17 protein-coding genes and 1 riboswitch are annotated in these 26,323 nt (G+C 36.8%); of the genes, 12 read left to right on the top strand and 5 right to left on the bottom strand.

The window, feature by feature from the left end; all coding sequences use genetic code 11:
* Positions 1-108: 108 nt before the first annotated feature.
* Positions 109-1,698: a M14 family metallopeptidase gene (locus tag ABE65_RS18315; protein ID WP_066398135.1), complete on the bottom strand. Its 1,590-nt coding sequence runs from the start codon at positions 1,696-1,698 to the stop codon at positions 109-111.
* A 75-nt stretch (positions 1,699-1,773) separates the two neighbouring features.
* Here ABE65_RS18315 and ABE65_RS18310 point away from each other — a divergent pair, with 75 nt between their 5' ends.
* Both ABE65_RS18310 and ABE65_RS18305 read left to right on the top strand, forming a co-directional pair.
* Positions 1,774-2,493 carry a L,D-transpeptidase family protein gene (locus ABE65_RS18310; RefSeq protein ID WP_082861494.1) on the top strand — a complete coding sequence of 240 codons (720 nt, stop codon included), beginning with the start codon at positions 1,774-1,776 and terminating at the stop codon, positions 2,491-2,493.
* Between the two features lie 166 nt (positions 2,494-2,659).
* The gene (locus ABE65_RS18305; RefSeq protein ID WP_066398134.1) at positions 2,660-6,205 is read left to right on the top strand and encodes a S8 family peptidase; all 3,546 of its coding nucleotides are present in this window, start codon (positions 2,660-2,662) and stop codon (positions 6,203-6,205) included.
* 52 nt (positions 6,206-6,257) lie between these two features.
* On the opposite strand, the gene ABE65_RS18300 is transcribed toward ABE65_RS18305, so the two are convergent.
* On the bottom strand, positions 6,258-7,403 hold the full coding sequence (locus ABE65_RS18300) for a hypothetical protein (RefSeq protein ID WP_066398132.1): 1,146 nt from the start codon (positions 7,401-7,403) through the stop codon (positions 6,258-6,260).
* A 277-nt stretch (positions 7,404-7,680) separates the two neighbouring features.
* Between ABE65_RS18300 and ABE65_RS18295 the strand changes: the two genes are divergently transcribed.
* The 6 genes from ABE65_RS18295 to ABE65_RS18270 all read left to right on the top strand — a co-directional run bounded on the left by ABE65_RS18295 (position 7,681) and on the right by ABE65_RS18270 (position 15,528).
* The gene (locus ABE65_RS18295) at positions 7,681-8,898 is read left to right on the top strand and encodes a hypothetical protein (protein WP_066398129.1); all 1,218 of its coding nucleotides are present in this window, start codon (positions 7,681-7,683) and stop codon (positions 8,896-8,898) included.
* 1 nt (position 8,899) lies between these two features.
* On the top strand, positions 8,900-9,793 hold the full coding sequence (locus ABE65_RS18290; RefSeq protein WP_066398128.1) for a hypothetical protein: 894 nt from the start codon (positions 8,900-8,902) through the stop codon (positions 9,791-9,793).
* Positions 9,794-9,799: 6 nt separating this feature from the next.
* Positions 9,800-11,641 (top strand): DUF2194 domain-containing protein, encoded by a 1,842-nt coding sequence (locus ABE65_RS18285; RefSeq protein ID WP_066398127.1) that lies wholly within the window; start codon positions 9,800-9,802, stop codon positions 11,639-11,641.
* Positions 11,638-13,065, top strand: coding sequence for a GT4 family glycosyltransferase PelF (gene pelF, locus ABE65_RS18280; protein ID WP_066398126.1), 1,428 nt, complete (start codon positions 11,638-11,640; stop codon positions 13,063-13,065). The genes ABE65_RS18285 and pelF overlap by 4 nt, the downstream gene beginning before the upstream one ends.
* Entirely contained in the window at positions 13,053-14,501 is a 1,449-nt protein-coding gene (gene pelG / locus ABE65_RS18275) for an exopolysaccharide Pel transporter PelG (protein WP_066398125.1), read from the top strand. Before pelF ends, pelG begins: the two co-directional genes overlap by 13 nt.
* Before the next feature lie 63 nt (positions 14,502-14,564).
* Positions 14,565-14,655: riboswitch (cyclic di-GMP riboswitch) on the top strand.
* A gap of 36 nt (positions 14,656-14,691) precedes the next feature.
* Complete coding sequence (locus ABE65_RS18270) at positions 14,692-15,528, top strand: glycoside hydrolase family 191 protein (protein ID WP_066398116.1); 837 nt, start codon at positions 14,692-14,694, stop codon at positions 15,526-15,528.
* Between the two features lie 99 nt (positions 15,529-15,627).
* Here the strand turns inward: ABE65_RS18270 and ABE65_RS18265 are convergent, their stop codons facing one another.
* Both ABE65_RS18265 and ABE65_RS18260 read right to left on the bottom strand, forming a co-directional pair.
* Positions 15,628-16,533, bottom strand: coding sequence for a C39 family peptidase (locus tag ABE65_RS18265; protein ID WP_066398114.1), 906 nt, complete (start codon positions 16,531-16,533; stop codon positions 15,628-15,630).
* A 148-nt stretch (positions 16,534-16,681) separates the two neighbouring features.
* Positions 16,682-18,031, bottom strand: coding sequence for a sugar transferase (locus ABE65_RS18260; RefSeq protein WP_066398112.1), 1,350 nt, complete (start codon positions 18,029-18,031; stop codon positions 16,682-16,684).
* 260 nt (positions 18,032-18,291) lie between these two features.
* Here ABE65_RS18260 and ABE65_RS18255 point away from each other — a divergent pair, with 260 nt between their 5' ends.
* The 3 genes from ABE65_RS18255 to ABE65_RS18245 all read left to right on the top strand — a co-directional run bounded on the left by ABE65_RS18255 (position 18,292) and on the right by ABE65_RS18245 (position 20,750).
* The gene (locus ABE65_RS18255) at positions 18,292-18,957 is read left to right on the top strand and encodes an HAD family hydrolase (protein ID WP_066398110.1); all 666 of its coding nucleotides are present in this window, start codon (positions 18,292-18,294) and stop codon (positions 18,955-18,957) included.
* Between the two features lie 126 nt (positions 18,958-19,083).
* Positions 19,084-20,115: a processed acidic surface protein gene (locus ABE65_RS18250; protein WP_066398107.1), complete on the top strand. Its 1,032-nt coding sequence runs from the start codon at positions 19,084-19,086 to the stop codon at positions 20,113-20,115.
* 8 nt (positions 20,116-20,123) lie between these two features.
* Positions 20,124-20,750 (top strand): class D sortase, encoded by a 627-nt coding sequence (locus ABE65_RS18245; RefSeq protein ID WP_066398105.1) that lies wholly within the window; start codon positions 20,124-20,126, stop codon positions 20,748-20,750.
* A gap of 135 nt (positions 20,751-20,885) precedes the next feature.
* Here the strand turns inward: ABE65_RS18245 and ABE65_RS18240 are convergent, their stop codons facing one another.
* Positions 20,886-23,228 (bottom strand): RCC1 domain-containing protein, encoded by a 2,343-nt coding sequence (locus ABE65_RS18240; protein ID WP_082861493.1) that lies wholly within the window; start codon positions 23,226-23,228, stop codon positions 20,886-20,888.
* Between the two features lie 221 nt (positions 23,229-23,449).
* Here ABE65_RS18240 and ABE65_RS18235 point away from each other — a divergent pair, with 221 nt between their 5' ends.
* Positions 23,450-26,236, top strand: a complete 2,787-nt coding sequence (locus tag ABE65_RS18235) for a SpoIID/LytB domain-containing protein (RefSeq protein WP_066398101.1) — start codon at positions 23,450-23,452, stop codon at positions 26,234-26,236.
* Positions 26,237-26,323: the final 87 nt, after the last annotated feature.

Raw genomic sequence — 26,323 nt, 5'->3', positions numbered from 1 at the left:
ACCGGTGAAAACAAGTCATTTACCGGTGAACGTGTAATAAATATAAAAACACGTACCGTAAAAACAACTGTATAAAATGAAAGAAGGAACCCTAGAGGCTCCTTCTTTTTATTGTGCCGTATATTCTTTTACCCAGCCGTTACCTTGAGGCGTTTCAATGTAATACCAAATATCTTTCCATTGTTTAGTCGCTTTAGCTGTACCTGGCTGAAGAACGGTTGGCGTCTTTCTTACTTCTAACGGGTACGTATACAAATTCTTCACGGTTGTAAGTTTAATCTGCTTATTGATCGCTACTGGTTTATAGTTTAATACTACATTTTTAGCTTGAACCCATTTGACACCACTAGCTGTTTGAATAGCATACCAGTTCTTATAAGACTTAACCGCATTATATTCTCCTGCAGGAGCGGAGCTGCTAGTCACTTTACTCGTTAACGGAAGTGTATATAATGTTAGAGGTTCAGTTAATAAAATAGGCATCGGAGTTGAATAGCTAGTAACAGATCCCAATACATAATTTCCTTTAGACACCCACTTCTTACCATGAACAGTATTTAATCTAAAAAAGTTTCCTTTTTCAGCGATAACGGTTGCTGGCTGAGCATTAAATCGTAGTGTTGATTTATATTGAGTACCAGGACGGTCATACAAATACGTATTATCAAATTTAGTGATTAAATAATTCGTTTTTGTAAGCTTACCTTCCCAAAGTTTTTTTCCTTCATTCGCAATATAGAGTCCTGCTTTTTTGTTTCTTCTCCATTCTTCAGGAATCACTGATAATGGAGGGTTTGTTTCATTTACCGCATAACTTAACTCAGGTGTAAATGCAGGACGTTTGAATTCACTGATGAACCAGTCTTTATAGCCACCGCCACCACCTGGAGCAGGTGCTACTAAAGAATAACCAGTCATGGATGAGAAGGCTTTTGCCATATTATAATCACGTGTGTAGTTTTCTGCCGTATTATTATAATGCCAATATAATATTCGTCCTGCTGAGTGATAAGAGATGGTTACCTCAGGATCTACGAAGTAAGTGAAGTTATAGAGCAGTCGGTTTTCGTTCGTTTGAAGCGGCTTTGTTCCTTTGTAATTCTTATAAGATGGAGATGTAGGCCCTTCAATACTGCTCCATCCTGGGGGATACTGTCTGTTGGGATCGATCCCTTGAGCGTTAGCTTTCCAACGCTTAAAGTTCGTGCTTCCGTTGTTCATCTTAATTAAACTCGATCTCACAGTAGAAGGGAAGGCGTTCGGCCCGTATTGTTGTAGGGTAACGCCATCCGGATTCACCATTGGAACGAACCAGATAGATACATCATTTAATAGATTAAAAACATTGTAGCCATCGAAAGTTGTCTTGTTTTTGTAAGCATTCGCGTATTGGTCTAGCATTTCCATCGTAATGTTCGTTGTTATCCATTCACGACCATGATGAGATCCGTTGTAAAAGACGGTAGCATCACCTTTACCAAGTTTCACAGCCCAGATATGGCGGCCGTAAACCGTTTTTCCTAATGATTTGTATGTAATAAGTCCAGGGTATTTCGTTGATAATTCTTTTATGTCTGCCGTCATGCCTGTGTATGTAGCCGTTGCATTCAAATTTACATAATCTGCAGCTTCAGCCTTTTGGCTCATCATGGGAAGAATGAGAGAGAAAGCTAACATAAAGGCGATTATTTTTTTCATATGACCCTCCTAAAATATGTGCTGATTCGCAATTATTAGTATACTATTAAACTAATTGGTAAAGGAGATAATTTCATGCAAAAGAAAAAAATAGTTCTATTTATCCTGTCGTTCTTTGCTTCCACTCTATTACACCCGTTCCAAACAAAAGCGGTAACAACGATTCCTTATGAAAAACAATTATTGTCACATGCACTTTCGAAAAAAGGTTCAAAGCAAGTTATCCTTGTGAAGGCAGACAGCTCTACTTCTTTTAAGGCCGTTCTAGCTGCATATGAATACAATGGTTCTTCATGGAAAAGGGTGTATACCTATCCTGCAGTTTTAGGAAAGAACGGTATATCTGCTCAAAAGAAAGAAGGAGATGGCAAGTCACCGGCAGGTATGTACTTTATGGGTCAGGGATTTGGTTCTGTAACGAAACCAAGTGGAATGAAGTTATCCTATAAAAAAACAACAGCTTATGATTATTGGATTGATGATATGACGTCAGCAGATTATAATCGCTGGAAAGTCTATGAAGGAAATCCGTACTCGAAATGGAAATCTTTCGAACGACTCAATCATCCTCTATACAAATACGCAACAGTCATACGTTACAATGAGAAACCTGTTGTTGGAAAAGGAAGTGCTATCTTTCTTCATGTTTGGAGAGATCGTACGAGTCCAACAGCAGGTTGCACAGCACTTCATGAAGGAAATGTATTAAGACTCATGCAATGGATGGACCCAACAAAAAAACCTCTGCTTATTCAAGGCACGGAAACCGATTTAATGCGAATGTCACAGCTATAATAAATAATGGACCAAAGTGAATTCACTATTCATTTTGGTCTTTTTTTTTGTCGAAAAATAGAGTGTAGGTTATAGGCAATTAGTAACTACTTTTCACCTATTAATCTGCTATAATCTAATTAACTTATTTTTCCAAAATGAGTAAATTGTTGGTAGGGGGAAAGAGATGCTAGACTGGAAAAAACAACTATCTATATTAGGTTTATGTGCAAGTTTAGTAGGAACAGGATTTTCAACGGTTAATGTACAAGCGAAAGGAAAAGAAGTTAGTCTTTCAAACTCGTACATATCAAAATTTCTTGAAGAAAAACGCAAAGAAAAGGTAAGTAAGAAACCGGCTATTAGTGAAGATACATTAATCGTTAAATATAATAGACCGATTTCTGCAAGTGAACACAACCGTGCTGGAGCAACACCGATTAAAACAATCAGTAAGTTGAACTATACAGTGGTTAAGATTAAGAAAAAAGGAACAATTGATACAGTCCTAAAAGCTTATCAAAAAATGGGGAAGGTAGAGTTAGCGAGTCCGAGTGCTATGTACACAACACAAAGCACGAACGACCCTAAGGTGAAAGAGCAATATCATCTTTCTCTCTTACAATTAGAAAAAGCGCAAAGTTTAGTCGGAAATAAATCGATTAAAGTAGCTGTTATTGACCAGGGAGCTGACAGAAATCATCCTGATCTTGCTGGACAGCTATTACCAGGTTATAACACGGTGAGTCCAATTAATCAGCCGGCTCCAGATTTCCATGGTACACACGTATCTGGAATCATTGCAGCGAAGAAAAATAACGGAATCGGCGGTTATGGTGTTAACCCTAACGCTGATATTCTAAATATTGATGTTTTTGACCGTGGGGGCGGTGCTTATGACTTTGCAATCGCAGATGCGATACTTTATGCCACAGATAACGGTGCAAAAGTTATCAATATGAGTATTGGCGGCGGAATGCCTTCACCTTTGATTGAAGACGCTGTAAAAAAAGCAATCGCAAAGAACATTACGATTGTAGCTTCTGCAGGAAACAGCGGAGATGATGGACTAAACTATCCAGCCGCTTTTGAAGGAGTTATCTCCGTTGGTTCTACCAATAAAGATAATAAGTTATCTAGCTATTCAACTTTCGGACCGTCTGTTGATATTGTAGCGCCTGGTGAAAATGTTTATGCTCCAATCTATGAAGCTGAACGTAAATCAAGCTTTGATTATTTAAGTGGAACATCCATGGCTTCACCAGTTGTTGCAGGAGTAGCGTCACTATTGTTAACAAAATATCCAAACCTTACGCCAGCTCAGGTTGAATATGTACTAGAGCACACGGCAAAAGATCTTGGTGCAAAAGGATTTGATACGAAGTTTGGAAATGGACTCGTTAATCCTGTTGACGCGTTAAAGTTTGATGTGAAGAAGATTCCTGCATCAGTTAAGAATCCAAAAACTGAAAGTGAGATTCTTAAAGCGGCTAAACTGGTAGATGGGAAGTCTCCATATTCAAACAAAATTACAAAAGCTAACGAAGAGCAGTGGATTAAGTTTCCTGTAAAAGAAGGAGAATTCATTCAAACCTCTTTACAAGGTGCAGCTCCATACGACTACAAGTATAAGCTTCATTTATATAGTGAAGATGGAACACTGATCGAAGAAGTCAACCAAGTTCGCGAAGGTAAGCCTGAAGGAAAATTGCTGGAGATTCCATACTCTGGTACATTAGCGATCGGAATTAAAGACGCAAACGGAAGTTTTGATGATTCAGGTAAAGGTTTGTCTCACTTCAAGCTAAACATCGAGAGAAGCAATGAACTAGCAGAAGACGGTGTGGATCTTGAGAACCCTCTAGTTGTAGATTCTTTCCCTTATTCTTCTAAGGAAAAAGCCTTAACGTTTACAGGTGAAGAAGGAGACGAAGACTACTTCAAGATTTCTGTTGATGAAAAACAGATGGTGCGCGTAAAAACAACAGCGGTTCCCGGAATCGATACAAGTTTGAACGTATATCTTAACGAGCAATTCTTCCCACCAGCTGAAGGGGAAGATGGTGAAGGAGAAGAAGGCGAGGAAAAAACATCAGGTACTATGGCAGCTAAACCATCTCATGAGGATGAAGAAGAGTTCCAAGAGCCTATGTATTACTCAAACTCTCGAGGTTATGGTGAAGGGGAGACCCTTGTGTTCGAAGCAGAGCCTGGCATAGAGTATCTTGTAGCTACATCTAACATGATGAAGTATAACGATTTTATGTTTGACTTCTTCATGAACGAACAAATGATGTATCAGGGTGCTGAAGGAGAATTTGATTCGTCTAATCTTCCATATGAGGTAACAATGGAAAGCAAAGTTCTTCCTGAAGATGAGGATAACTATCCACTTCTTGAAGAAGAAATGCCTGAGGAAGAGTTTGAAGAAGGCGAAATCGATGCAGAAGAGTATGTTGCAAAGAAACAGGCAGTTCGAGATGTATTGCATGATGTAGAAGATGAAGAAGATGAATATGAGAGAATGATGCGTGAGATTCAAGAATCAGCACTAGAATACAATATTGGTGAAAAAGCTGCTGGTTATCTTCAAATGATAGAAGATGAGGATTACTTTAAAGTTACACCAAGTGAAACAGGAATCTACGATTTTTCTTTTGCGAAGAACGGCAACATTCCAGCATTAGAAATGTATGAATTAATCGAACTAACGGATGAAGATGGTAATACGTTTACTGACCTTAGTCAAATCGGAGCTAACTACACATGGGATTGGTCTGGAATCAAGATGAATTCAACGATGTTAGTAGGTCTGCGCAAAAATAAAACATACTATGTAAAAGTGATGAATGATCCGTTTAACGAAAACAGTATCTCTTTTGATCAATATTCGTTCAGTTCTAAACTGAAGATTAAGAATCCAGAAGATAAGTATGAGAACAATGATAAGCTTGAAAGAGTAAAGAATCTTCCAGCTAAACGTTTCTCTGGAAACTTCGCGATGCAGAACGACATGGATGTATTCTATTTAAAACCAGGAAGCAAAGATACGCTCTTTGGTGTTAATATTGATCGCTATCCTGTAACGAATGACTTGAAAAAGAAGTATCCTGCTGAATTACTAGGAACGATTTACAGCGCGGCTATCGTTTTTGAAGACAAGAATAATAACCGTAAAGTAGATGATAGTGAATTTGACACAATTCGTTACATGGAAAAAGGTTGGGATATGGGTCATTCTAGCGGCTCTTTCTTAGCGAAAAAAGGGAAGGGGTACGTTATTGCATTTGTAAGCATGACTGAATCTCCTAACCCTAGTTTAATTCCTTACTCAGCACAAGTTGCACCGGTTAACATGAAGGATGAGGATGCAGGCTCGGTGGTTCGTAACTACAAACCATCTAAGCCCCTTTCACTGAAAAAAGTGAACAGCAAGAAATGGACAGCAACAGGTTACTTAAATGCAGGTGTAACAAATGGCGATACAGATTGGTACGCATTAAAGCTTACGAAGGACAGTAAAGCAAAGCTTACATTAGATATTAAAAATGATGTAGATGCTGTCATGTCCATCTACAAAGATGGAAAGTTAGTGAAGCGTGCTGATTATTATCGTCTAGGAGACGATGAAGTATTGCTCACGAACCTCAAGAAAGGCACGTATTACATTGAGGTAAAAGATACGAACCGAAATGCTAGTCTTAGCCCTTACACATTAAATGTAGAGTTTTAATAGGAAAAACCCAGCCGAAGACTCATTCGGCTGGGTTTTACTTTTCACATGATTAGTTTACCAAAGATTTACCATATAACTCTTCTGTCATGGGTACAACTTCTTCTCTTACGATAATCTCTCCATCACTCTGAACAACTTCTAAAACAATTCTAATCTTTTTGCCTACAGGTATTATTTTTTCGTTTGACTCATTAATCGGGTCAAGATAAGAATCCCAATACCCATGAACGATATTCATTTGATAGGCACCGCTCCAATCACGGTATGTCCAGGTAAATGCTGATAATGTATTTCCCCAATCATTACTAGAATAGTGACCATACACTTCTGTCCCGACTGCAGATTTAAGTGACTCATAAGTAGGGTACTTTTCTGCGTCAGCAATCCAAAGTCTGATCTCGCCTTCATGATTAAAAGTAACTTTCATTTTGTTATTACTATTTTTAGTAACATAGAATGTGTCATTAATGCCGCTTACTTTATCATCCAGCAACTCTTGTAACAGATGAGTTCGTTCTTCAAGGAGTGCTTTTCTTTTTGGTGCCTCAATTTTATTTATACAAGCTGTTGCTAAATCTAAACGTCGTTGTGCTTCCTCTGTGTTTTTAGAAATAGATGCTTCGGCACGGTCAAGATGTGTATCAGCACTTATGATGTAATACACTTCATCGCGGGATTTTTTAATTGGAATTAAATAGCGCTCCTTAAATGCTTGCTGAATATCCTTTCCATACACCTTGTCATAATTAGGCTGGAGCAGGCTAAGTTTGTAATTGAAATAATTGTAGGATCTCCATTTATAAAAAGGCTCATCAGATAGGTAATGATCAAGGTGCTTCGTCTTATAGTCTAGTAAAATCGGATAGGTTCGCACGGCATTGTTGTAAGCATTGCCATTCTGTACGACTTTCTGATACCCAGCCACTTGAGTAAGCAATTGTTTTTTCCTGTCCGTATTTGGAAGCGAATCTACCATTCTCTTCGCTTTTGCCACTTCATACCTTGCTTTATTGTAAGGAGTTGTAATTAATGTACTGAAATCGAGATTCTTCGTATATTTTTGATGAAGAACACTACTGACTTCTGCTGCGACTTTCACTTGTTTCTCTGTAGCAGAGAGAGATGCAGCTTTGGCTGTAAAAGGGAATACGAATAGCAGGCATGCAATAAAGATCGAAAACATTAGTTTTTTCAAGAGAATCATCCTCATTTAGTAAGATAATATCCTATCAATATAATAACAAAATATAGAAAAAATATATTTAATTATATAGTGGCGGTCGTACCTTTTTGAATAGTCCACTTGCTATGTGTAATTTGTGCCCCTTCAATATATAGGAAACTTTATTTTAACCGATATTATAGTATCCATCTATTGAAAGCTAAGTATTAATTTGGTAATATTATCAAGTTGTATTTTGGATATATTTGGTTCATTTGGTGATTTTAAATTGGAGTCAGGAGTAGCGTCTATGTATAACAATAAAAATAGCTGGATTAAGTGGTCAGAACTTTTAGTGGTTTCAGCCATCCTATATATCATAGATTTGTTCGTTTTTTCTTTTTCAGAGTTATCAGCAAGTCCATATGCTATTCTCGTTCTCTTAATCGGTATACGGTATGGAATTCTGTACGGCTTATTTATTTCAGGTATTATTCTAAGTCTTCACATAGTAAATGCTTGGAGCAGTAAGGAGGATATTTACTCCTTTATCTTTTTTGGCAACTTTTCTATCTTTGCCATTATATACTTGCTAACAGCCTATATAAGTGGAATCTATGCTACACGTTACAGAGAAAGGTATGAAGATAAAGAGGCGGAGCGAGAAGAGCTCCAAGTACAACTTGAACAAGCTGTTACGACCTTATACACAGTTAATGAAACAAATGATGTTCTAGAGAAAAAAGTTCTAGCATCAGAAATGACAATGATTAATGTTTATAAGATGCTGCAAGCACTTGATCAAGATCATGTAGAGATGTTTATTAATGAAGTGGCAAAAACGCTCGAGACTTATTATGGTGCTAAATCCCTTGGTGTATATCATGTTGATCAAAGTTTAAGAGCTTTACGCGTAAAAGTACGTAAAGGGGAAGAAAAGCTTCTTCCTCAGACGATATTCATAGATTCAGCACCTATGTTTTACGAAAGATTGATTAAGGATGAAAGTATTACAATTCGCCGTATAACGGATGAAGAAAACGCTCCATTATTGGCAGCTCCGATAAAGATCAACAATCAAATCAGACAGATTATTGTCATACAAGAGCTAGATCTTTCTCGGTTGAGCAATGAAGGGCTTTCTATGTTACATATGCTGATTGAAATTATTTCGGAACAATTAACGAAGACTTGGCACAAGTCTGAGCAGCAGGAACAACAACAGTATTATCAACATACTAAAGTATTTAAGCCATCTTCTTTTAAAGAACGGATTGAGATTGAAAAAGCGAGATTGATAGAATTTCAAGTACCCTATTGTTATGTTCATTTTAAAACAAAGCCTTTAGCCAATTCAGACCTGCAGATTTTAGAAACATCACTTAGGAAGTATTTAAGGGAAATCGACTTAGTTGCTTATTATCCTAGATCTAACAACTTAATTATTTTATTGCCAGGAACCTCTAAAGATCATGTAAAAGTCATCGAGGATCGATTACAACAGGTTGTGATGGGAGTTCTGAATTAACATGGTGAAGTATTTCATTTTTCTCTATGCAGTAAACATCCTGATTATTTTGGTAATAAAGAGCTTTTTTCAGAAAGAGAGTGGTGAACAAGACAGGAAAACAGAGTATTTTTGGTTATTGGCTATTAGTTCAGTTGTCCCTGTCATAGGCGCTTTAGGTGTTTGGATGGTTATTAAACTTTCTGATAGCAGGGGGAAGGAAAGACGCTATATTCATCATGAGCGTTTTTATGTAAATAACTTTAATGAGATTGGACTACTTTCACTAAAAAGAAGAGAAGCTATTCCTTTTTATGCAGCTATGCAAACAGTCGATGATCTCGGGAAAGATTTAGTCGTTCGCTTGATGGAAAATAAAATACCTGAACAAGGAAGGTATTTAAAAGCAGCTGTTGGGCAGCAAAATAGAGAAACAGCGCACTATGCAGCCACAGCATTAAACTTAATGAATAAGCGCTATGAAGCAACCATTCATAACATGAAGTTATCACTGAGCCAAAAGAGCAGTTTACAAGGATACAAGAATATTCTTTATACATATAAAGAGTATCTTGCGAGCGATGTTGTTTCTGATACGATTCTGAAGGAAAAGAAAGATGCGTATGAAACACTTTTGAGAAATGCCATTAAGAAGTTTCCAAAAGAAGTCTTGTTTTATGAACAATTAGCATTATTTTATTGGGAAAATAATAAGCAAAAGCTGGCTGTTCAATTGTCGGAAAAGGTAATATCGTATTTTCCGCATTCAGAAGAATGCTACTTCATTCTACTTAACTATTACTATGTAATTCATGATAAGGCTCAGTTAAACAAACTTTTAGTAAAAATAAATAATTACTATTCACCTACAATTCCGAAGAGACTACAGTCTATCTTGGAACTAATAAAGGGATGAAGAACAATGAAAGATGTTAATAAAGTTGTTTGGACACTTATGCTAATTACCATCCTATGTATAATTATTGTACAAATTTCAAGGATAGGAGAGGTTCATTGGCTTTTTCCTCAACAAGAAGTAAGAGATAAAGAACAAGCCTTAATTCCTACTATATCAGGTGCTGTTAAAGGTGATCAACTTGAGATTCTTGTATTGGGTAATAAAGAATCGCTTAAGGATAACCCCTCTATGCTCCACCTCAATAAGTCTCTTGAACTAGCAAAATTGTCGTTTACATATATAGATTCTTTAGACCGAGTCTCTGCATCCCCATTAACAATTGTTGTGGTTTTGGACGAAAAGAAAGCGATCGCAGAAGAAGACAATATTAGGGATTTTGTAAATGAAGGCGGGAGGCTATTTGTAGGATTACGTTTTTTTCATCCTAACCTCAATGATGTAATGGGTATTGAGCGGGTAGAAGGTTTTAACCCCAATAATTTAACAGGGGTTATATTTAAGAAGCCATTTGTACCTATCTATCCAGATATTGAAGATTCTCACGGTAAAATTCCGAATAATTCTCTCGAGGTTACTTTACAAGATGACAGTGAGGTCTATTTGGAAAGTCAAGAAACTCCTATACTCTGGTACCATTCATATGGAAAGGGAAAAGTAGCGTACTGGAATGGAACCATGCTGCAAGGAAAAGGGGCGAGAGGGTTATTGTTACAATCGCTCTCTTTACTGCCTCCAAGATTTGTTTCAAGTCGATTAGAAATGAGTGTTTTCTTTATTGATGATTTTCCCGCACCGTTTCCTGACGGAGATCATGAAAATATAACTCCGGCTTTTGATACAAGTGTTAGTTCTTTTTATAAGAACATTTGGTGGCCGGATATGAAAGAATTGCAGGATCAATATTCTTTAAAGTTTACTCATGCTTTCATTGGGACTTATCGAGCCGACCAAAAGATGAAAACCGAACATTTAATTAAACAAAATCAATCCAAATTCTTATTTTTCGGTCGAGATGCCCTTCGAAATGGTGATGAGTTAAGTCTACATGGTTATAATCATCAATCACTTGTTACAAAGAAAGAACCTATTGATGATGAATTTGAGTATATTCCTTGGAATAGTCAGGAACAAATGGAGGAAGGAATTTCTCGAGTAATGAAGATGAATGAGCATTTTTTTCCTAATTATACTATTAAAACCTATGTACCTCCCTCAAACGTAATCAATAAAACCGGCATTAAAGCATTAAGTCAAGCTGCACCTTCCATTGATACTATTTCGTCTCTGTATTTAGGCGATAATAAGCAAGGATCCTTTATCCAAGAGTTTGGCTACGACGAAAACAACTCAGGCTATTTCCATTTACCTCGAGTATCTAGTGGGTATGCACCTGATTTGTACGAGCAATTTTCATACGCCGATGCACTAGCGAATGCGGGTATACTGTCTCATTTTATTCATCCAGACGATCTATTAGATCCCTATAGAAATAAAGGGTTTAAATGGCCAGATTTAAATGTTGAACTTGATCGTCATTTGAAAAATATTTATGAAACATATCCTTTTCTTAAAGGGGTTACAGCTCAAGAAGCAAAAAAGCTCTATTTAAGTTACAGCGAATCAGAAATGAGCGTAGACTATCAAGAGAATCAATTAATTATTTATGGTAAGAATCTAGTTTCACCAAGTGTTTTTCTAATACGTCTAAATGATAATGAAAAATTGGAAACAGGTGCTTTTGATAGTTATAGTGTAGCAAAAGTAAAAGGTGTTGAAGGACTTTATACAGTTCAAACAACTATGGGAAAAACGGTAGTTCCTATTAAAAGAGGTGAGGCAGAGTGAGAGTAGCCATCATAGCAGAGGGGAGTTACCCTTTTGTCAGTGGAGGGGTTTCTTCATGGATACATACGCTAATTACTCAGATGCCTGAGTTTGATTTCACCATTATTTCTATTATGCCTGGTATTTCCCGAACAACCACAGATGATTGGAAATATGAGCTTCCTGTTAATGGGAAATCAGTTAAGGTCTATCCATTAGAAGTAAAAGAAGAAAAACCGATATACCCTAATTTGAGTGCTGAAAACAAAGAGGATTTACTTTCATTCTTTTTGTCGAAGGATCGAACAGGTAAAGCCATGCGTTTTTTAGGGAACTCAGATATTATTGGCAATCCCTCTGGTTTTTTTAGAAGCAATGAATTTTGGGAAATTGTTCAGATTTGCTATAAAGAAGAAAAACTACAAAGCTCTTTCATTGACTATTTCTGGATGATTCGTAACAAGTATGAGCCTATACTCCATCTTCTTCAAAGTGAATTTGATGATTATGAACTATTGCATGCAGCCTCTACTGGTTATGCAGGGGTCATAGGAGCATATCTTTCAGTCAATCAAGATATTCCTCTAATCGTTACAGAACATGGAATTTACTCTCGCGAACGAGAAGAGGAAATTTTGAAGTCTGATTGGATACCTATGATCTATAAAAGCAGGTGGATTCAATTTTTCTATTTTTTAAGTCAACTAGCCTATAGTCAGGCTGAACAATTAATTACGCTTTTTCAAAAAAATGCTGTGATTCAAGAGCGGCTTGGAGCAGCTAAATCCAAACAGCTCGTCATTGCAAACGGAGTAACACTTTCAAACCCATCGTTTAATAGTATGCGTTTCTCTGTTGAAAATCCTATTCAGTTAGGGGCAATTGTTAGAGTAGTCCCAATAAAAGATATAATAACCATGATTTATGCAGCCAGTATGTTGCGAAAAAGGCATATTCCTTTTCAATTACAAATATTTGGACCATTAGATGAAGATGAAGAGTATGTAAGAGAATGCCGAAACTTAGTTGAAGAACTTGATCTAAAAGAGTTTGTAACATTCACTGGTAAAATCAATGTACAAGAAAAATTAGTTGAAATTGATGTATTACTGTTAACGAGTATATCAGAGGGTCAGCCTTTGGCCATTTTAGAAGGTCTAGCCGCCGGTGTTCCATTTGTAAGTACAAATGTTGGGGATTGTGACGAACTGATAACAGGCGGTGCAATCGATTTGTTCGGACCTGCAGGTTTCATCGTTCCTCCTGTAAACCCTAGAAAAATTGCGGAAAGCATAGAAAAATATGTGGAAGAACCATCATTAATCGAACTTCATGGCAGACATGGATTCAAGCGGGTGCAGCATAGATATCAGCTTAGTGAAGTAATTGAGAGATATCGTTCTCTTTATAAGGAAGTAGGTAGAATAAAACAATGGCAGGAATAGGCTTCCAACTTCAAAAGATGTTCCAAGAAGATTACTTTTCTAGCAGAGCAAAGGCTTATGGTTTTACTATTCTTTTAACTTCGGGACCTTGGTTAATCACCATTGCTGTTCTCACTCTTTTGCAATGGGGGATGAAGAATTACGATGTTGATCTTCGTACAAGAGAGTTATTTGTAGTCTCCATCTCGTATACGTTTATTTTTTCACAAGTGATTTATTTTTCACTTCAACTCGTTGTAACAAGGTATATAGCAGATCTGTTCTATGCAGGAAAAATTGAAGATGTTGCTGCAACGAGTGTTGGTCTGGCAAAGCTAACGACGAGTATTGCGCTTCTATTGTGGATTCCGTTTGCTCTACTTACTCCCATACCATTTTGGTACGATTGGCTTGTTTTGATATTGTTTCTGATTATGAACCTTATCTGGGTACTGTTTTTATATAGCACGGCAACAAAAGAGTACATGAATATTGTGTATGCCTTTTTTTTCGGAGGACTGTTAACGGTTGTCGGGTTTTGGGTGCTTCCAATTGGTGAACTTGTCCATTCTCTTCCCTATATAAAAGGAGCAGCCGTTATGCTAGGTGTCTTTACATTGGGGATGCTAGTTACGCTGCTCTGGCTTCTTTATCATCTTTTTATTAGTTTTCCAGACCGTCCCTTGTCAAACCAATGGGGATTTTTAAAGTATACTTATAAGTACCCTGATTTACTTTTCACAGGACTTTTTTATAGTTTTGGACTTTGGATCAGTAATTGGATCATTTGGTTTGGTGAGGGATCGGTGTATGTTGAGAACACGTTCCGTTATCATCCAGATTATGATACTGCTCTGTTTTGGTCCTTCTTAACGATTATTCCTACAATGATGACTTTTGTAATCTCCATTGAAACAAGATTCTATAAGAAGTATTGGACTTTCTATGGCTTTATTAATGAAGGTGGAAGTTTAGAGCAGATAAAAGAAAGTAAGAAGGTGATGATCAGGGTGCTGAAGGAGGAAGTTGTACGCCTTATAAGAACTCAAGGGTTATTTACATTGCTTGTTCTTTTATTGCTTCCTAGATTTGTTACTTGGTTTGAGTGGAAAGCTGATTTCTTTGAGTTAATGCCGATTACATTAATAGCGGTCTTTTCGATTAGTCTTGTTTTAACACTTTCGCTTCTGCATTTATATTTTGATGATCGAAAGGGAGCTTGTACTACAACCTTTTTATTTTTTTTCATAACCTTTTTCGTAACCTATACGTTACTACCACTAGGATTTGATTGGTACGGAGTTGGAGTAGCAGTGGGAGCTGCATTTTCATTTACATACGGAGGGCTTCGATTAATTTCATATGTAGGAAATGCTGACTTTCATATATTTACAAAGAAGGATCCGAAACACCATCAAAATTCATTTGAGAAAATCATTTCTAAATTTTCAAATTAATAAAGTTCGTTGTATTGTCTTTTGAATTCAAAACCTATAAAATGGAAATAACTAATTAAATACTGTGGTGATGGGCAAACTTGGTGAAAACCAAGGACGCAAAGATATGGGTCTTCGATTCTCTTTTTTGAATAAAGATTGCCAGTCCGCGAAACCAACCCATCCCTCGTATGAATCGGGGGAATTTTTTATGAAAAAGTGGTTATTAATTATGGCAATTTTTACTTTTGGATTTATGTCGTTAAATCCTAATCGTGGCTCTGCTGAGGATGTAAACAGTGGTTTGCAAAAGGTAAAGAACTACAAGATTTATTACTCTGCACCAACAGAACATATTCTAAACAAGTTAAGAACTTATGATTTAATCGTGATTGAACCACAGCTATACACAAAAGAGCAAGTTCAATATCTGAAACAAAACGGGACGATTGTTCTGGGCTATATTAGTGTTATGGAAACACCAACATGGAATCAGAAAAGGCTTGATCTTCTTTCTGAAATTGACTATTTTTACAGAAATGGCGATAAAGTTCATTACGAACAATGGGATTCTTTTTTAATGGATATAACAAGTGAACACTATCATAGTGTCCTTATAGATGAAATGGAAAGACAAGTTTCTTCAAAAGGAATGGATGGTGTTTTCTTCGATACAGTCGGTAACATCGACAATGAACATTTAGAGCAAAAAACGATATATAAAAAGCAGTTGGAGGGACTAAAAAACTTCCTGAAAAAAAGCAATAGCAAATATCCGAATCTCCTAATGGTGCAAAATTGGGGGATGGAAACGATTCAGCATACTCACATGTATATGGATGGTTTCATGTGGGAAGGTTTTGATTATAATGAAGTTTCAACAGATGAGTGGGCTCAGATTCAGATTAGTAAGTTGAAAAAGATACAACAAATAGGGAAAACTCAAATAATGACGGTGTCTACGAAGTCGGAGCGTAAAAGTAAAAGTTACGCGAAAAAATTAAACTTTCTGCACTATCATGATAAGAAATCGTATGATGTATTTTAAACCATGAGCTATAATCTGACCGGTATATAAATGCTCCCTATTAAACATGAAAAAAGAAGCCAGCGTTTGCAATATACGCTGGCTTCTTTCTTTCATTGTTTAGTTATAACTAATCGCTTGTTTACCCATCTGTTCCCAAGCGGCAATAAAATTGTTTAAACGGAGTTTTCTATTCTTTTGATTGGATAGTGGATCGTTAAAATAAACATACCCACCGCTATAACCTGTTACTAATACAGAATGCTCACGGTACGTCACTTTAATCTTCCCTTGAGGTGTGTAGAAATATGTAAATTGTGATTCAGGAAGTTTTGTAAACCATGAGTTTGCTATCACCCAAACGGGTTTTTTCTTATCGAGTTGTTTTTTGACCTCTGTAAAGGATTGACCAGATAGATTTACAACACGGTTTCCAAGGTATTGTCTAGCTAAGCTTTCAACGGGTTTGTTATAAACGCCGTAACCAGGCTTATTATACGTATACATGTTTCCTACAAATCCTACGTTTGGATTTCCGAAATATACTTTTCCATCTACTTTTCGATAAGGAGTTGGATCTTCTTTCACCTCATAAGCAAGAGTCATCTTACTCACTTTCTTACCTGCATGATGAAGCATCATCGCAAGGCTTGTCACCTCACATCCTCTTGGAAGCTCAGGCATTTGAGAAATAAGTGGAGCGTTTATAGGAGAGTAAGCAGGAGCGGTTGAAGTGATCAGCCAGCTTGCGATCCATCCCTTCTGTCCATTAGGCAAAGTAACGTGGTACCAGACTTCTTTTTTGCTGTTATATGCATATTGAAAAGCTTGGAGCTTTGTTCCGTATTTGACTTGTGTAACGGTTGGATAATTAGTTCCCGTTCCAGAACGAATGTTAACAATGTCACCTTTTACATAGTACGTTTTGTTAATAGAGGCTGCTGCTGATGCGTCATCTGCATGAGTGAAGGCAACCGCAGTGAAAACCATACAAAAAAGGACAAGACTTTTTAAAACAAATTTCATTTTTTTCCTCCCTAAAGAAAATTCGATCTGTTTCACTTTTATATCGTAATATTTGACAAAATTTTCATCAATAGGGAATGATGATTATATTCTCTCATAATATCCAAAACATAGGAAAAGGACAGGAGTATTCTCCTGTCCTTAGCTATTACATTTGTATAGTTTTTGTTTCTTTAGCGGGTTTTGTTGCTCCACCTTCTGCTTTCGTTTTATCAAGTACTACGTTTATCGTACGAAGCAGGATAACAAGATCCATCCAAAACGAATAGTTTCTGATGTAATACAGATCGAAGCGAAGTTTGTTCTCTACGTCTGTCGTATATTTACCCATAATTTGAGCGTAACCTGTAATTCCTGGTTTAACTGTATTACGGTATTGGTATGATTTGTTGCTTTTTGTGAACTGCTGAATGAAAAATTCACGTTCAGGACGTGGTCCAATGATAGACATGTGTCCTGCTAGTACGTTTATTAATTGTGGCAGTTCATCAATTCGTGTTGCACGTAAGAATCGACCAGCTTTTGTGATACGGTTATCATTCTGTTCAGCGAGAGTAGGGCCAGTTAATGCCTCTGCATTCATAACCATTGAACGAAACTTGTAAATCATGAACGGACGATTATGTCTACCAGCTCTTTCTTGTTTGTAGAAGATCGTGCCTTTTGGTTCCTCGATCTTAATAGCAATTGCTGCAAGTAAGAAAAGAGGAGAAAGAACAATCAGCATGATGAGTGACAAGGTAATATCGAACACTCGCTTTACGAGTAACTGATCAAATGTAAGCCCGAAAGGCTTAACACCAACAATCATTGTATCATCAAGTGATGTAATCACTGATTTAGAAACAAGTAAGTCATATAAAGATGGTACAACATAAACCAATTTGTCATTTTTCATAGAATAAAAAATGAGTTTGGATTTTGTTTCTTCTGGGCAATCTGGCCCGATCATTAAGCAATCGGCTGATGAGAGAGCTTCAGCTACATCATCAAATGGAGAATCCGGACTGATTGTTTTTACAGACATGTTGTTTAATGAAGGGTAAAGGTACTTTAATTCATCCGTTGCTTCTCTTGTAACGAATAGTACTGTTCCTTCATTACTCTTGCGTGATGTATTCACTAGGATCAATTTAAACGAGATTAGTAGAACGATTGATAACAAGTATGCGAGTAAGATGACTGAACGCGGTAAGGCGAACGCTCGGAACATGAACGATGCTGCCATCGTAAAGAACATGATAAATGTGGTTACGATAAAAATATTGCTGTAGATGTCCCAAATGGTCTTACGGTGAAACGAGTACATTTCATAAGCCGCTAAGAAAAATAGACTTACAACAAGTATCCAAGGCAGGACAGCTAAGGAAGCGTCCCAGTTTCGAACCTCAAGATCTGGCCTTCTTAGTAACAAGGCGATGAAATACGAAAGCGTAATGAGAACAAGATCTGTTAAAAGAACTGTTATCTTTTGTGTTGGTGATTCAATTTTATTCATTCATTAATTTCTCCTTATCTTGAAAACTATGTTCTGGAAGAAATGCGTTGACATGTTGAAAAATTTACTATATACAATGTAACGCTTAACCCTTTAAAAAACAAGTGAACATATGTTTATTCTCGACAATTTTTACAATACCCATTGTGGAATATTAGAAACCTGTAAAAGCATGTTGTAAAAAGCTTAGAGGATTTCTTCGAAAAAGTGCGAAATATGAATAAAATTACAAATTTATAGGGAAAGCAGTGAAAATTTCTATGAAAGCATTTATTTTTGATTTTGATGGAACAGTGGCAGATACATTACCTGTTTGTTTTTATGCATTTCAGTCAGTTTTTAAAGAATATGACCAGAAAGAGGTTACGGAAAAGGACATAATTAGTATGTTTGGGCCGTCTGAAACTGGAATTATTCGCGAAAATCTAACACATCCGAATACAGATGAAGCCATAGAAAGATATTATTTACACTATGAAGAAAAGCACGAAGAGTTAGTGGATAATAATCAACAGATGCTTGATTTTCTATCCCTCTTAAAAGAAGACGGATATTTATTAGGAATCGTTACAGGTAAAGCAAAAAGAAGTTTAGATCTTTCATTAGAAAAACTGGGTATGAAGAAATATTTTGATGTATTTATTTCAGGTGATGATGTAGATCAGCCTAAACCACATCCAGAAGGTATTTTAAAAGCTATAGAAATGTTAGGTGTATCTAAAGATGATGTTGCTTTTATTGGAGATAGTGATGCGGACATTTCTGCAGGGAAAGCCGCTGAAGTTGTGACGGTTGGTGTTCAATGGCTGCCCACTGTTCAATCATCTACTTTTAAGGATGAACCAGACCATTATATGAAAGACATTCATACTTTTAAACAATTGTTTAAAATAAATAAAGAAACTACGTATAAAAGTCCTAATTAAACCCATTAAAACCCTTTAAAATAAAGGTATGTCGAAATTTGTCTACAATATTATATATATTATTTTGTGCCTACGAATTATACTATATTAGTAAAATATAAACATATTTTGGCAGGAGGCTATTGCGTGAAAAAGTTAGTAGGGTTAGTTTTAGCATTTGCAATGATTTTAGGGTTTTTCGCTTCACCATCACCAGCATCGGCAGCGATTGAAGAAACAGATCTAGATGCTTATTTAAAAGAAGTCAGTGCAGAACGTGGATGGGATACACTCACAGCAGATGATTTCAACGAATACTTAAATACATACAGCTTTCTTGAAGATGGTGTAGATGAGTTCGAATCAATTGAAGAGATGAAAGAATATTTAGGTGAAGTTATTTTAGCTGACTTAAGTAATGTAGATCAACTTAGTACAGAGTACGATACAGATGTTGTAAAAGTATTAGAAGAAAACGGGGACTCTGTAGAAAACTACCTTTATGTAGACGACCTTGACTTCGCTGTTATGGACTATATCGGTTATGAGTGGGAAGACGAAGAAATGTTCGATGAAGAATTCCTAAGCTTCCTAGCCGACACTTTTGGGTTAACTGGCGATGAGATCGACCGTTTAGTGGCTCACTTAGAAATGCTTGATGAAGAGTTAAGCATGCCTGAGAATGAAGAAAGACTAGACGAAATTGCTAATCGTATGATGGCTTTCCAAGATTTTGAGAGTGTAAGTGAATTGACGGATGATCAAGTTTCAGAACTTCTATATTTAACAAGTGAGTTAATGAAGATTTTGAAATTAGACGGAGAAATCTATCTTTTAGATAAAGACGGAAATAAAACTTCTATTAGTTATAAAGACTTGATCTTTATGGATGATTTAAAAGGCTATAGTGTTTTAGTAGAGCTGTATAGTGCAGTAGATGGAGAGTTTTTAGCTGATTTTATTCTTACGGCAGATATGTTTGACTCTGAAATCATCACAGATACAGGGAAAGAGATCAAAGAAACACCTGTAGCTGCAAAACCTCAAAAACCTGCGAAAACAGTTAACGGTGCGAAGCTTCCTAAAACAGCTGGATACCATGCTGATTACATGATTCTTGGAGCAGGAATGCTAGCTCTTGGATTATGGGTTAGACGTCGTGCGATTTCAGTAAAATAGGAATAGATATGAGAAAAAAATGGATTCTGCTTATCTTTTCAGTAGCATTAATCTCTGGTGGTGTATGGTTTTCTTCCACTAGCATCTATCAGCTAACAAAGGGATATCTGATGTTCAAGTTTGGTCCGGAAAAAACATTTACTGAGAGCAACGAAAAGGTGCAGGCAACGGAGAGCACTAAAAAAGGTGAAAAGACAGAAAAACTATCATTATATGAAGTACGACCAAAAATAGGAGAGCAGATGGGAGAGTTAAGAATTCCGAAGCTTGATGCTGTTCTACCTATTTATCATGGTACGAATGAAGATGAACTAGAAAAAGGAGTTGGTCACTTTGCAGACAGTGTACTGCCAGGTGAAAAAGACAATTCCGTACTTTCAGGTCATCGTGATACAGTCTTTCGCAAATTAGGTGAAGTAGGAAAAGGTGACTTATTAGTTGTAGAGACAACAGCTGGAACCTTCACGTATAAAGTTAGAAAAGTACGTATCGTTGATAAGGATGATCGTTCAGTGATCGTTTCAATGCCTCGCGCAACTCTAACGGTAAGTACATGTTATCCCTTTACCTTTGTAGGTGCTGCTCCTGATCGTTATGTATTAGTGGCCTATTTAGTAAAGAGCGAACTTAAGTAAGTAATTTCAACATATTTAAGCAACCGAAATTTTATATTTCGGTTGTTTTTTTATATCATGCAATACTATAAAACGGATTACTAGGTATAAAAAAAGAGGAACCATAAAACGTGGTGACCTCTTTCTATATACTAACTATTTAATTGTATAGTTCAGTGCCTTATAACTATCATATGAACGAGTTGAATAACGATCTTTTACATGTACTGAAATTTTATAGTTTCCTTTTGAAATAGGTTTCCAATCAAATGTGGTTGAAGTAGAGAAGTCTTTTAACACATGCCACTTCACGCCATCATGTACCCAATATTTATATAATTTCTCTGTTCCGCCAGTAGCTGAAGATTTAATCTGTATGGTTTTTCCTACTAATTGTGGACTTGCTAGACTTGTAGTAAGTGATTGCATCACAGGCGCATCAATCACTTTAAACATCATCTGTTTATATGAATCGTATGATTTCATACTATTTTGGTCTTTAGCGTGCACCACCAATTTATAATCCCCTGTAAACTTAGGAATCCATCTAATGGTTGATGTTGGAGAATAATCCTGAAGCGTTGTCCAAACACCATTATGGTATGCAAAGAATTTATAAAGTTTTTCAGAGCCGCCTGTTGCAGAGGCAGCTAATGGAATGCTTGAGTAAACAGACCGTGGTGCAGACAGCTGGCTTGAAAAGTCATTGAGTAGAACCGAAGCCGATTCAATTTTATATTCAAATGCTTTGTAGTCATCATAGGTTTTGCTCGAATTGCTGTCTTTTACATGAACACTGATCTTATAATTTCCTTCGGTAGCAGGATTCCATTTTACTGAGCTCGCAGTAGAATAATCCTGCAATACCTTCCATTGGCCATTTTCGAGAATCCAGAATTTATACAACCGTTCAGTTCCACCTTCAGCAGCTGCATGGATGGATATAGACGAACCTGCTGGCTGGGGTGCTAGTTTATCTGTTATTACGCTGATTATCTTAACAGGTTGGATATTCTTAAGCTCTACTTGCACACCATCTGTATTGTTGCCTAATCCATCAACTGCTTTTAGCGTGTATACAGCATCAGCTGTATAATCATCTATATAGATAGTAGATGGAGAAGTTCCAATCCAATCTCCGTTTTTATATATATCAACAAATTTAATCTCATTATTCGGGTAGTTCCATTTTAAATGGACCTGATTATTTTTAATAGAGATCATGGGATTTACGACTTCTTCGCGTTCTATGTTTCCATTAATAGTAGTTGTGTATGGCTCATTTTCATTTTTTAAAACTTGAATAGCTAAGGAATTACCTGAGAAATCACCCCAGCGCCATAGCTTGCCATCTTTTTGTATAGCTACGACGTGTTGAAAACCAGGAGAGAAGGCGTAAACGTCATCAAGAATTTCATTATTTATTGACTTCACATAAGCAGGAACTTTTTCGTTGGTTGTCACATTACCTTGCCCCAGTTGTCCGAACTGATTTCTGCCCCAGGAAAGAATTTTGGAATCAAAAGTTAAAGCATATGAGCTATATCCTGATGCATTTAATGCCTTTATTTGAGTTAGTCGCTCGTTGTTGCTGTCAAGAACAAACCCTGGATACATTTGAGGGGTTGAAGAAGTACTACCGTTTCCTAACTGCCCGTACGTATTGTTTCCCCAAGTCATTACTTCGTTCTTATTTGTTAGTGCTAGAGAATGATCGCCCCCACCCTGTATACCGATTATTCCGGAGAGGACTTTTTTGTCTTCCGTTAAAATGGGTAATGCTTTTGTATTATACATCTGTGGTGTAACAGAAAGCTGGCTTCCTCTATTCCATCCCCATCCGTAAACGGATCCGTCCTTCTTCAAAGCAAGAGTATGCCAAGCACCTGATGAGATTGAAACCACATCCTTTAAAGGAGTTCCGTCCTCCATGATGACCTGCTGTGGATAGGGAGTATTCTCTGTCTTCCCATTACCTAGTTGACCATATGAATTATATCCCCATGTCCAAACTGTCCCATCATCTTTTAACGCGGTCATGTGTGAATCGCCAGATGAAATCATAGTAGCACCGGTGAAAGGCGTTCCATCTAAGTTTTGAACGGTATTGTATTTGGAGTAATTCCAGTCGTTCCAATACCCACCCAAATTACCATCATAGGTAAAAACCTGTCCCCAAAAACGTAACGTTCCATCTTCCATCATGGCGAGTGTAAAGTAATTTGATTTCGATGAAGAAAACATCTTAACATTTTGAGCTAGTGTATGGTCTATAAAGCCGATCTGTTCAGGATAGCGGATACTAGCATAAGAATCTTTATAGCCTAATTGATGGTATCCGTTCTCCCCCCATCCATAAACATTACCATTTTGTTCGACCAAATAAGAATGTCTAGCTCCTCCATAAACTTCTGGATCCGCTGACACTTCCAAAACCTGCATACTCAAACCTAAAAATATACAAACCCCTGCCGATAATAATAATGGCCTTATTTTCATTTGAATTCCTCATCCCTGTGTATATTAAGATAATTTTACCTCCAATTGTATTGGATTAAAATACCTATTTTTAAAATAAAAACCTTTTAGTATCAAGCTTTTATCACCTAAAAGTGGAAAATATTTCATTAATTTTACTATTTTATCTTGTTTATACAAAAATAGATTACTATACTATTAATATGCAAAATTAGTATATTTATGTAGAAAGAGGGGCGGAAATGAAGAAATTTGTAGTATTTTTCTTTGTACTTATGGGGCTGTTGATATCACCGAATTTTGCACCAAATGTATCAGCAGAAGTACATAATGAGGTTGTTAATGTTAAGCTTCAAAATCAAGACTATGTGGGGAACAAAACTAGTATTTCACTTGGAGTAACTGGTAAATACATAGTGGATAGTGATCGTAGAATTATTTCTGGTACAGGCTATGCTATTAAAGCAGAGTCTGGTGTGTTGAATCTGTATAAAGGAACAACGCTCGTTAAATCTTACGGTTCCACTTTTTCCATGCATCCTGAAAAGTATGGAACGGAACATTACGCAACAATTGAAAACACGAAATATACGGGTGTCTTTACGTTTGTAGTAGAAAACGGTAAATATGTACGGCCTATTAATACGCTTTTAATGGAGGATTACGTTAAAGGTGTAACACCTAGAGAGATGCATGGCACGTGGAATGTAAATACGTTAAAAGCTGGAACTTTAGCAGCAAGAACATATGCCATGCGCAACGCAGGAAAGGTATTAGTTGATACACAAGCTAACCAGGTGTACGGTGGTTATACATGGTACGACAATTCAAACCGTGCTGTTAATGAAACAACTGGTGAAGTGCTTAAATATAATGGTAGATTTGCAGAAACACTCTACTATTCGAGCAATGGCGGTATGATGCTGTCAAACACTAATACATATGGAACACCACTTTATGCATACTTTACAAAAAAGCAAGATCCATATGACGTACAGAGCGGTAAAAATACAAACTGGTCGTACAGTATTAAGAAGCAGCAAATCAGCATGCTTGGCAGAGATCTATCCAAACCAGAATTTTGGTGGAATTCAGCTGCTGAAGCTGATGCTACATTCATAAAGAATTTAAAAGCAGCACTTATTGGGACACAGATTGCATCAAACTCCGACATTCGCATCATAAATGTAACAGGAATTAACTTTAAAACTTCTTTTACAGCTGAGGATTTATTAACTGGCTATATTGACATTGAGTATTACAGAAAGAAAACAGATACCAATCAGTTTATTAAGGATTCAACGGGTAAGCTCTTAAAGCATAGTATTCGTTATGAAGATCGAAGTAATGATATCCGAAGTCTCGTTGGCACTTATACAATGAAAAGTCCTTACGTTAAATCTGTAACGGCTGATGCTGATAAATTTACTGTGAACGGTGGAGGATTTGGCCATGGTATCGGTATGAGTCAATGGGGCGCATACGTAATGGGTAACGAAGGTATATCTTACCAGGATATTCTATCTTACTATTATCCGAACACGACAATTGTAAAAGAAAGCTACAACTATCCAGCTGTGAGCATGGGCGCAGTATCAGCTAATATCTCAAGCCCTCAAGCAGCTAATACAGCAATTACGCTTTCTGCTGATGCAACAGGTGGATATGATAAGGTTTACCGTTTTTATGTTCAAGAAGGAACTGTGTGGAAGATGCTACAAGATTATTCCACAAAGAACACGTACACTTGGGTTCCAAAAGAAGGTGGAAACTACAAATTCAGCGTTCATGTAAAAGATAAGTACTCTGCAAAAAATTACGATACTTATGGTGCTTTAAGTTATAGCATTCTTTCTAATGTAGATATGAAGAGTGTTACACCAGATAAACCATCACCTCAATTAGCAGGAACACCTATTAAAGTGACTGCAAATGCCGATGGCGGAAAAGAAAAACTATATAAGTTCAATCTTTTAAAAGACGGTGTATGGACAGTTGCTCAGGAATATTCACCTTCGAACACTTTCAACTGGACACCTTCTGTTTCGGGGGATTATAAGTTTAGTGTTCATGTTAAGGATGCTGGGTCATCAAAAAGCTATGATGATTATGGAACTCTCGATTATAAGATTTCAGCTAAAGCAGCCCAACCTGTTGTGATGCAAAGTGTTTCAACAGATAAAGTAAGTCCGCAACTAGCAAACACTTTGATCAATATTTCAGCAAATGCTACAGGCGGTGATACAAAACTGTATAAGTTCAACATATATGACGGTAAAACGTGGAAAGTGAGTCAAGATTACAGCACAAAGAACACTCACGCATGGAAGCCAACTGCAGCAGGAACTTATAAAGTCAGCGTACATGTAAAAGATCAGTCATCTTCAAAAAGCTATGATTCATACAAAGCATTCGATTATAAGATTACAGCATCAACGTCAGGTCAGTTTGGTACTCCAATTACGATTGACAGTGTAGTAACAGATAAAGTGTCCCCTCAAGCAGCTAATACTTCGATTAAGGTAACAGCAAATGCAAAAGGTGGTACCACTAAATTGTACAAGTTTTGGGTATCAAAAGATGGTGGTGCATTTGTAAGAATGCAAGATTACACTTCAAACAACACGTACAATTGGAAACCTGCTGTGGCAGGAAATTACAAAATTAACGTACATGTAAAAGACCAAACTTCTAGCAAGTCTTACGATGTGTACAAAGTAATCGATTACAAGGTTACGCAAGGTCAAGTGGTCGTTCAGAGTGTTAAAGCAGATATTGCTTCACCACAGCGCATTCATACAGCCATTCATGTAACAGCAAATGCAACTGGCGGAGAGTCACTTTTATACAAGTTTAATGTATATGATGGTAAAGAGTGGTCCGTTCTAAAAGAATATTCAACAGAGAAAACATTAAGATGGCTACCCGCTAAATCAGGATCATACAAATTTAGTGTACATGTAAAAGATGCAAAGTCATCCAAAGCATACGACCATTATGGTGTGATGGTATATAACATTACAAATTAATAAGGTAACTAGCTGCTCCAAAAGACACTTTTAGCTGTTCTTTTGGGGCACTTGTTTTTTTGTCGCTCATTCATTCATATTCTGATT

The organism is Fictibacillus phosphorivorans (assembly GCF_001629705.1).
Classification (GTDB): domain Bacteria; phylum Bacillota; class Bacilli; order Bacillales; family Fictibacillaceae; genus Fictibacillus; species Fictibacillus phosphorivorans_A.
The sequence above is the reverse complement of the archived record's forward strand: the minus strand, read 5'-3'. Positions and strand labels throughout refer to the sequence as shown.